General features: G+C 67.2%; 7 protein-coding genes and 1 tRNA gene. 3 read left to right on the top strand and 5 right to left on the bottom strand.

Going from position 1 to position 8,221, the window contains the following annotated elements:
• Nucleotides 1-278: 278 nt before the first annotated feature.
• Together HQ306_RS21885 and HQ306_RS21890 are read left to right on the top strand one after the other, a co-directional pair.
• Nucleotides 279-776: an XRE family transcriptional regulator gene (locus tag HQ306_RS21885; protein WP_222633544.1), complete on the top strand. Its 498-nt coding sequence runs from the start codon at nucleotides 279-281 to the stop codon at nucleotides 774-776.
• 293 nt (nucleotides 777-1,069) lie between these two features.
• Nucleotides 1,070-2,074, top strand: a complete 1,005-nt coding sequence (locus tag HQ306_RS21890) for a site-specific integrase (protein WP_308115588.1) — start codon at nucleotides 1,070-1,072, stop codon at nucleotides 2,072-2,074.
• 138 nt (nucleotides 2,075-2,212) lie between these two features.
• Here HQ306_RS21890 and HQ306_RS21895 read toward each other — a convergent pair.
• The 3 genes from HQ306_RS21895 to HQ306_RS21905 form a co-directional block, all read right to left on the bottom strand.
• Nucleotides 2,213-2,287, bottom strand: a tRNA-Thr gene (locus HQ306_RS21895).
• Between the two features lie 25 nt (nucleotides 2,288-2,312).
• Nucleotides 2,313-3,449: a diguanylate cyclase gene (locus HQ306_RS21900; RefSeq protein WP_056695894.1), complete on the bottom strand. Its 1,137-nt coding sequence runs from the start codon at nucleotides 3,447-3,449 to the stop codon at nucleotides 2,313-2,315.
• A gap of 160 nt (nucleotides 3,450-3,609) precedes the next feature.
• A complete protein-coding gene (locus tag HQ306_RS21905) occupies nucleotides 3,610-4,701 on the bottom strand; it encodes a GGDEF domain-containing protein (protein WP_308115589.1) in 1,092 nt (363 codons plus the stop codon).
• A 203-nt stretch (nucleotides 4,702-4,904) separates the two neighbouring features.
• Between HQ306_RS21905 and HQ306_RS21910 the strand changes: the two genes are divergently transcribed.
• On the top strand, nucleotides 4,905-6,374 hold the full coding sequence (locus HQ306_RS21910; RefSeq protein ID WP_374197741.1) for a threonine/serine exporter ThrE family protein: 1,470 nt from the start codon (nucleotides 4,905-4,907) through the stop codon (nucleotides 6,372-6,374).
• Nucleotides 6,375-6,377: 3 nt separating this feature from the next.
• Here the strand turns inward: HQ306_RS21910 and HQ306_RS21915 are convergent, their stop codons facing one another.
• Complete coding sequence (locus tag HQ306_RS21915; RefSeq protein WP_027506921.1) at nucleotides 6,378-6,626, bottom strand: MbtH family protein; 249 nt, start codon at nucleotides 6,624-6,626, stop codon at nucleotides 6,378-6,380.
• Nucleotides 6,623-7,996, bottom strand: a complete 1,374-nt coding sequence (locus HQ306_RS21920) for a lysine N(6)-hydroxylase/L-ornithine N(5)-oxygenase family protein (RefSeq protein ID WP_222633547.1) — start codon at nucleotides 7,994-7,996, stop codon at nucleotides 6,623-6,625. Before HQ306_RS21920 ends, HQ306_RS21915 begins: the two co-directional genes overlap by 4 nt.
• Nucleotides 7,997-8,221 lie beyond the last annotated feature (225 nt).

Raw genomic sequence — 8,221 nt, forward strand, 5'->3', positions numbered from 1 at the left:
TGACCACCGTGTCGGGTCCCAGAACGGTGTCCGCTTCGGTCGACGACCTGCTCCGCGGCTCGCCACCTCGGAGGACATCGGCGGCGCTCCCCGGCTGCCACTCAAGACCGGTGTCCAACTTGCCGAGTGTCCCGGCTGACACGGTCCGCCCACTCCCCTCCTCGATGTCCTTGAGAGTCGGCACCGATGGCCCGCCCCGCTCGCGGACCTGCGGACGCGACAGACCCAGCTGCGTACGGCGCTTCACTGCCGAACTCGGCCACCCCATATCGAGGGCGGTGATCTCTGACCTGGAGACAGGGCGGCGGAGGGGCCTCGACGTCGCTGACCTCCTCGCACTGGCCGCAGCGCTCGACGTGGCGCCGGCCCAGCTGCTGTTCCCTGATCTTCCCCGCGGAACTGTGGACGTGCTCCCCGGGGTTTCCCAGGAATCCCACGACGCCGTCAGGTGGGTGGGAGGGGAAAGCGGCCTGTTGATGCTCGAGGATTCGGGATGGTCCGACGAAGCAACCGGGCAGCCGGTTCCGGTCTTCGTGCGCCGCCAGTTCGACGTCCGCAGAGACCGTACGACGCTGACTCACGAATGGCACCGCTCGATCACCGCGATGCGTAGCGCACGCAAGCAGCTGCAAAGGGCACTCGAGAACAACGAATCGCCCGACAAGATCGAAGCCCTGGAGATCATCTACGAGAACGCGCTCAAGCAGACGGCAGCGCATCGGGACACCATGACCGGACTCGGCATGACCGTCGGAGATGGACTCCCCCGTGGCTGATCGCTCATCGAGTACGCGAGCGGCGCGGATTCCGGGGGCACTGAGAAGATTCGCTGCCAGTTCGGCTCAGTCGGTCGATGGCTAGAAACGAACTACCCCCGCAGATCCGCAAGATCTCGGTCACCGATCGCCGTACGGGGAAAGACGTCGTCCGATACCAGGTCACCGTCGACGCTGGAACGCGAGAGGTACCGCGCCTCCGACCTGACGGATCCACATATCTGCACACGACGCGATCACAGTCCCGACGGCGATTCGATACCGAAAAGGACGCACGCGCGTACTTGGCCCGCGTGACCGACGAGGTCAACCGTGGTGTTCATGTATCGGGTAGTGCGCTGTCGGTCGACGAGGTCTGCGAGGCATGGCTTGCGGGCCGGCGGGTGAGACCGACGACGAAGAACGCCTATCGGCACGCGCTCGAACCGCTGAGGCAATTCCATGGATCTATGCCGGTACAGCGGTTGTCCAAGGGCCATCTCGACTCGCTCGTGACCGCACTTGCCGCCGGCGGAACGCCAATGACACCGCAGTCGGTGCGTCGACCGTGGAGCCCCCAGTCCATCAATCCGATGCTGAACATCATCTCGGCGGTGCTGACCGAACTCGTCAAACAGGGCCTGCTGGTGAGGAACGTTGCGCTGTTGGTCGACCGACTGCCGCGCACGCAGCCACAGATGCGAACATTCTCGGTGGACGAGATGCGCCAGATGTTGGCTTTCGCGCAGACCGATCGCGTGGGACACGCGTGGAACCTGGCCTTGTCCGGCCTGCGCCGCGGTGAAATCTGCGGTCTTCGGTGGTCCGACGTCGACCTGGACGCCGGCGTCATGTCGATCCGCAACAACCGAGTGTCTGTCGCCGGTCAGGCCGTGGACGGACTGACAAAGACCGAACGGTCGAACCGCGATCTTCCGCTGACCCCGGTGCTGACCGCCGCTCTGATCACCGCCCGTGAGCGTCAGGACCTCGAGAGCACCGCTGCCGGTGCGAACTATGGACCCGGCACCCATATCGTCTGCGACGTACTTGGCCACGCCTACCACCCCGACACGTTGTCCAACTTCTGGCAGACGGCATGTAAGCGCGCCGGGGTGCCGCAAATCAGGTTGCACGATGCGCGCCACACCTGCGCGACGTTGATGCACCTGCAGAACGTTCCCATAGCCGTCATCTCGGCGTGGCTGGGCCATGCGGATTCTGCCTTCACGATGCGCACGTACGCTCACGCCCCGAACGACGCTCTCGAGATCGCGGCCCAGAGCCTCCAGACGATGTCAGACCTTCACGGGAACTGACCACGTCCGTACGCCCCGATTTCGACCCTCTGTGAAGCAGTTCCGAGTGACTTGTGACAACTCGTGACATCGGGGCCCTGCCGCCCATTTCCTTGAAGCGGGCCGAGTCGTAAAACCGCAGTTCACGGCACCTAACGGTGGAGCCTCCTGTCAGGATTGAACTGACGACCTTTCGCTTACAAGGCGAGTGCTCTACCACTGAGCTAAGGAGGCGTGCCCGGCGAACCGAGCGGCACCATCATAACGAGAGCCCCTCCTGCCGGCGCCCGCCCACCCCGTCGGTTCCGGGGTCGGCGACGCTGACCCTGTTCCCGCCCTGTCGCTTCGCCTGGTACATGGCGGCGTCGGCGCGATCGAGCAGGCTGTTGAGCATCACGGCGGTGTCGCCGCGGGCCTGCGACAGGGGCAGGGAGGCCACCCCGATGGATGCGGAGATCGGTGTCGCGTCGTCGTCTCGATGGATGGCGTGCAGCAACGCGCGGGCGACCGCCGGTCCCCTCGACTCGTCGCCGGCGACGACGACCAGGAACTCCTCGCCGCCGATGCGCGCGGAGACGGCGTCGAAGGACACCCGACCGATCCGGGCGGCGGCGCTGCGGAGGACGTCGTCGCCGATGGTGTGGCCGAAGCGGTCGTTGACGGACTTGAAGGCGTCGAGATCGAGGCAGACGGCGGACACGACGGTGGCGCCATCGGCGGGTGCGAGTCGCGCGCTGCGGAGCATCGACTCGACGTCGACGAGCAACCCGCGTCTGTTCCGTAGACCGGTCAGCTGGTCGTAGAACGCGCGCGCCGCGTCGTCACGCAGTGCGGTGAAGAACAGGTGATTGAGCGACGACGCGGCGAAGAGGACGACGAGGACGGTGACCAGGGTCGACACGGCGGCGGACACCTCCACCGACGTGGTGGTCACCAGTCGGAGGAACAGCAGCCCGGCGACGCCGATGGCCCAGGCCTCGTGGCAGACGAAGACGCGCACGCCGTGGAACGCATTGGCGTAGTTCCCCACCGTCACCAACAGCGCGGCGGAGATGACGACGATCTGGGACGGCGGCAACGCGAACAGCACCGCGGCGATAGTGACGTCGCCGATGATGACGAAGCGCAGCGACCACGTCCGGGAGAGGAAGTGGCCGCGCCCCCACATCAGACCGAGCGCGATGGAGACGACGGTGGCCACGGCGAACACCCACCCGGATGCGCCCAGTCCGGCGTCACGGGCTGTGACCAGATCCGCGACCGTCTTCACTGCGAGCAGGAAGCAGGCCGCGCTGATGAAGTACGGCGCCGACCTCAGGTAGGCGTGGGTCCGGTGGTAATTGGCGACCCACGCGTAGTCGATGTCGGACGACCACCACTCGCGGAGAACACGCACTCGAGCCAGCCTTGCATCGAAACGGACAACAGTGTCGACGGTGGTCCCCACACCGTCGTCGGCCACAATGGTAGGCACACGATCCCCGGTCGACACGGTCATTGCGGGAACAGAGCCCGAAAAAGACCGACCGAACGAGGTCGACGACGGTTTCCGGTCGTCAGAGGCAGTGCGCGTCGTCGCCCGTCGCGACTGCTGCGCGATGCCCACCGCACCGTTTCGCCTCGTACATGGCTCGATCAGCAGAGGCGAGAACCGTGTCCAGAAGGTCCCGAGTATCGATGCGGCCGTCCGGCAGGGGAACGGTGGCCACACCGATGGACGCAGTGACGGGGGTGGGATCGTCGGGGCGGTGAATGGCGTCGAGAAGGGCGCTCGCCATCTGCGGCCCGGGGTCACCCGCACCGACGACCACGAGGGCGAACTCCTCCCCGCCCGTCCGCGCACTGACGGCGTCCCCGGCGACCGCGGCGATCCGACCGGCCGCGCGTCTGAGCACCTCGTCGCCGGCCGCGTGGCCGTGCCGATCGTTGATCGACTTGAACGCGTCGAGATCGATGCACAGGATCGACACCGTGACCGGCGTGCCGGCGGCGTCATGGATCTGCTTCTCCACGTCGACGAGCAGGCCCAGACGATTACGCAGCCCGGTGAGCTGATCGTGATAGGACCGCACCGCGTCGTCGCGAAGCTGGGTGAAGAAGACGTGGTTCAGCGTGGATCCGCCGTACACGACGAACGCGATGACCACCGCGGTCGCGGCCACGACGACCAGGCTCTCGGACCCCACGGCGAGCGCTCGCAGCACCAGCGCCGTCGTCGCCCCGAGGACGAGGATGCTGTGCACGAGGTACACGCGCAGGCCGTGGAACGCACTCGCATAGTTGCCGACAGAGAGCAACAGCACGCTCTGCACGACGATCACCGACGACGGCGGCAGCATCACCAGAGGGACCAGGACGACGATGTCGGCGATCGCAACGAACGCGACCGATCCGCACCGGCGCGGCATTCGTCCGCGGACCCACCACAGCGCGAGAGCAGCGGTGACGGCTGCGCACACCAGAAGGATCGGCGGACGGAACCGGTCGCCTCGGACGGTGGCCAGGTCCGCACCGGTCTTCACGAGAAGCAGGACGCATGCGAACGCTATGAGGTACGGCGCTCGCCGGATCGCGGTGCCGTGGCGGTGGTACGCCACGACGCTCTCGTAGTCGACGTCGGCCGCCGAGATTCCGGGGAGCACGCGCACGGTGTGGCCGTCCTTGCAGGGTCGGACGTCGTCGCCCCCCGACGGTCGACGTGGTTCCAGCACTGTGCCACGAGTGGGCGCATCCGGACGTCGAAAACGGTGTGTGGGCGTGAGCCGCCTCGGTCAGGGAACACCCGGGTGGACCCGGTACCTTCGTCGGGACAACCGGACACCAGAGCGGACCGAGAGAAGGAATGACCTACCTGCAGGGCTTCGCGTCGACGTTACGACGCATGACAGGCGAGCGACGCGCCATCGTCGACACTCCGGCGGGTGCACCCAGTCCGCTCCAGCCCATCGACCTCACCGACGACGCCAGCGTGTCGGAGGTGCTCGACCTCGCGGTGCGTGTCGGTGAGGTGACCCTGGCCGCCGGGACCGGTGCCATCGACACCGCCAACCAGGTTCAGTTCATCGCCTCGACATACGGCCTGGCCCGGTGCGACGTGGACGTCACCTACAACTCGATCGTCATCAGCGCCTACCGCGGCCCGACCCTCCCCCCGGCAAGCACGATGCGCATCGTGCACTACCGGTCCATGGACTTCACGCGCCTGGCCGACGTGGACGCTCTCGCCCGCAAGATCCGCCTGGAGGTGCCGACACCGGCGCTCGCGCTGGCGGAGCTGAAGGAGGTCACCCGGGCACCGCACCCCTACAACCGGTGGATCGCCACCCTGGCGTGGGCGGGCATGGCCGCGGCGATCTCCGTCCTGCTCGGCGGCGGTGTGCTGGTGGCCGCCGTGAGCTTCCTGTCGACGATGGTGATCGACCGCGTCGGCCGAGTGCTGAACCGTGCCGGTCTGCCCTTCTTCTTCCAGCAGGTGGTCGGCGGTTTCATCGCGTCGGCGCCCGCCATCACGCTGTACAACTTCCAGGAACAACTGGGCATCTCGATCCTGCCGTCCCAGGTCATCGCGGCCGGCGTGACAGTGCTGTTGTCGGGGCTGTCGCTGGTCGGCTCGGTGCAGGACGCCATCACGGGCGCCCCGATCACCGCCGCGGCCCGCTTCTTCGAGCTGTTGATGATGACGGGCGGCATCATCGCGGGCGTGGCGACGACCCTGCGACTGGCGGCGCTGCTGGGCGCCGAGCTGCCAGTCATGAGCAACGTCGCGCCTCCGGACCTCGCCCAGGTGCCCACCAAGGTGCTGGCCGGCGCCTTCGCGGCCCTCTTCTACGCACTGGCCTGCTACGCGGAGCGCCGAGGTCTCACGGCGGCGTTCGCCGGCGGTTTCGCCGGTGCGCTGGTGTTCCTCATCGCGCAGCAGGTCGGTTTCGGGCCGGTGCTCTCGTCCGCGATCGCCGCGACGGTGGTCGGCTTCGCTGGTGGTCTCATGGCTCGCCGAGCCCTGATCCCGCCGCTGATCGTCGCCGTCGCCGGTATCACCCCGCTGTTGCCGGGTCTGTCGGTGTACCGCGGCCTCTTCGCCCTGCTCAACGATCAGACGTTGCTGGGCCTCAGCGCACTGCTGGCGGCGGTGGGCACGGGCGGCGCACTGGCCGGCGGCGTCACGCTGGGCGAATGGGGTGCGCGCACACTGCGCCGCCCCCGCATAGTCGAACGCACCGAGTCCCTGCGTCGACCCATCATGAGACTGGGCCGCGCGGACTCGGTGCGCTCGAAGCTTCCGGTCAGGTCGCGGAGACGGTCCGCAGCGCGCTGGAAGTAGAGATCAGGAGGGATTCTCGACGCGGTGACGACCCGCGGCGTCCTCTTCCATGGCCTCGCGGAGACTGCGGGGACGCATGTCGGTCCAGTTCTTCTCGACGTACTCCAGGCACGCTGCCCGGCTCTCCTCGCCGAACACGACGCGCCATCCCTGGGGCACCTCGGCGAAGGTGGGCCACAACGAGTGCTGATCCTCGTCGTTGACCAACACGTAGAAGCGTCCGTCTTCGTCGTCGAACGGGTTGGTGCTCATCTTGCCTCGCTCACTGCAAACGTCGATGCCGGGCGTTCCCGGCGGGCCTTGTCGGTCTCGGCGCGGGTCGCCGCGCCTGTGGAACCGGTGTCGACCCTAGCAAGGACCGCGCCACCGGCACGCCTCGCAACGATGGAGTTCAGGATTTCTCCGGATCTGATCGCGACATTCGAGAGCAACGACGACGTGATGCCGTGCGTGGTCTCGGTGCCGCCCTGCAGGTAGACACCGGGTGCACCGGCGGTGTCGGCCTCCGGTGTCGCCAGCAGGCGATAGTCGCGTGTGACGACGCGGGGGCCGCCGTCCTCGGGCGCCAGTTCGCCGAGGAGCGGGCGCAGAGGCGCGGGCCGGAAGCCGGTCGCGAGCACGAGCGCGTCGCAGTCGAGGGTGTCGGCGATGCCGTCGATGCTGTCCCGGATGGTCACCTCGATGCCGTCGGCCGTCTCGACCACGCCGTCGATGGTGGACGCGCGGCGCATGAACAGCCGGCGGTGACCACTGACGCGCTCCGCGTACTCCGCGCGGTAGAGCTCCTCGATCAGCTCGATGTCGACGACCGAGTAGTTGGTGCTGCGGTGCAGCGCGATGAGCCGCTCCCGCTCGAGGGCCGGTGCCCGGTGCAGTTCGTCGACCGCGGACGGATCGAAGATGCGGTTGGCGTAGGGACTGTCGTCGGCGGGGCTGTAGCCGTACCGCGTGAAGACACTGTGGACCTCGGCGTGCGGGTAGTGACCGTGCAGGTACTGCACCACCTCGGCTGCCGACTGGCCGGCGCCCAGCACCACGAACCGTCCGTGGGTCGGCTTCGGCAGCTCGGCCATACGTGGCAGGAAGTCGTGGTTGTGGAAGCACCGTGCGGACAGCGATGCCCATTCGGGGACCCGCTGGGTCAACCCGGCGCCGACGGAAACGTTGCGGGTGCGCACGACTGTGCCGTCGTCGCACCGGACGGTCAGGACGTCGCCGTCCTGCCTGATGTCCGTGACCGACGTGCCGAAGCGGACGTCGGCGTCGACACGGTCGGCAGCCCAGGACAGGTAGTCGTGGAACTCGTGCCGCGTCGGGAAGAACGTCTGGTGATTGACGAAGTCCACGAGCCGGTCGCGTTCGTACAGATAGTTGAAGAAGGTGAACCCGCTCCGCGGATTGCGGAACGTGACCAGGTCCTTCGGGAACGCGATCTGCATCGTCGCGCCGTCGAGCAGCATGCCGGGATGCCACCCGAAGCTCTCCTGACGTTCCACGAACACCGCCCGGACGCGCTCATGCTCCGCGCACGTCTCGTTGTGTTCCTCGATCGCGATCGCCAGCGCGAGATTCGCAGGTCCGAAACCGACACCCACGACGTCGAGTACTTCTGGACTGCTCATGCTTCTCCCACCCGTTCCGTCCCGGATCGGATCGTCGCGTGGACGTCGGGACCGTCGGTCAGCTTAGCCTAGCCTTTGCTGGTCCACTAGCTGTAATAGCCAGGGACGTTGTGGACGGCGTGGCGACAACAGATAGGTGAGGACCTCCGGTATCGGTGTGGTTACCACAACTGCACCGACAACCGAGAGGTCCTCGTGTCCCACGCTAACGCCTCCCTCACCCCG

The organism is Rhodococcus sp. BP-160, from assembly GCF_019836205.1.
Taxonomy (GTDB): domain Bacteria; phylum Actinomycetota; class Actinomycetes; order Mycobacteriales; family Mycobacteriaceae; genus Rhodococcoides.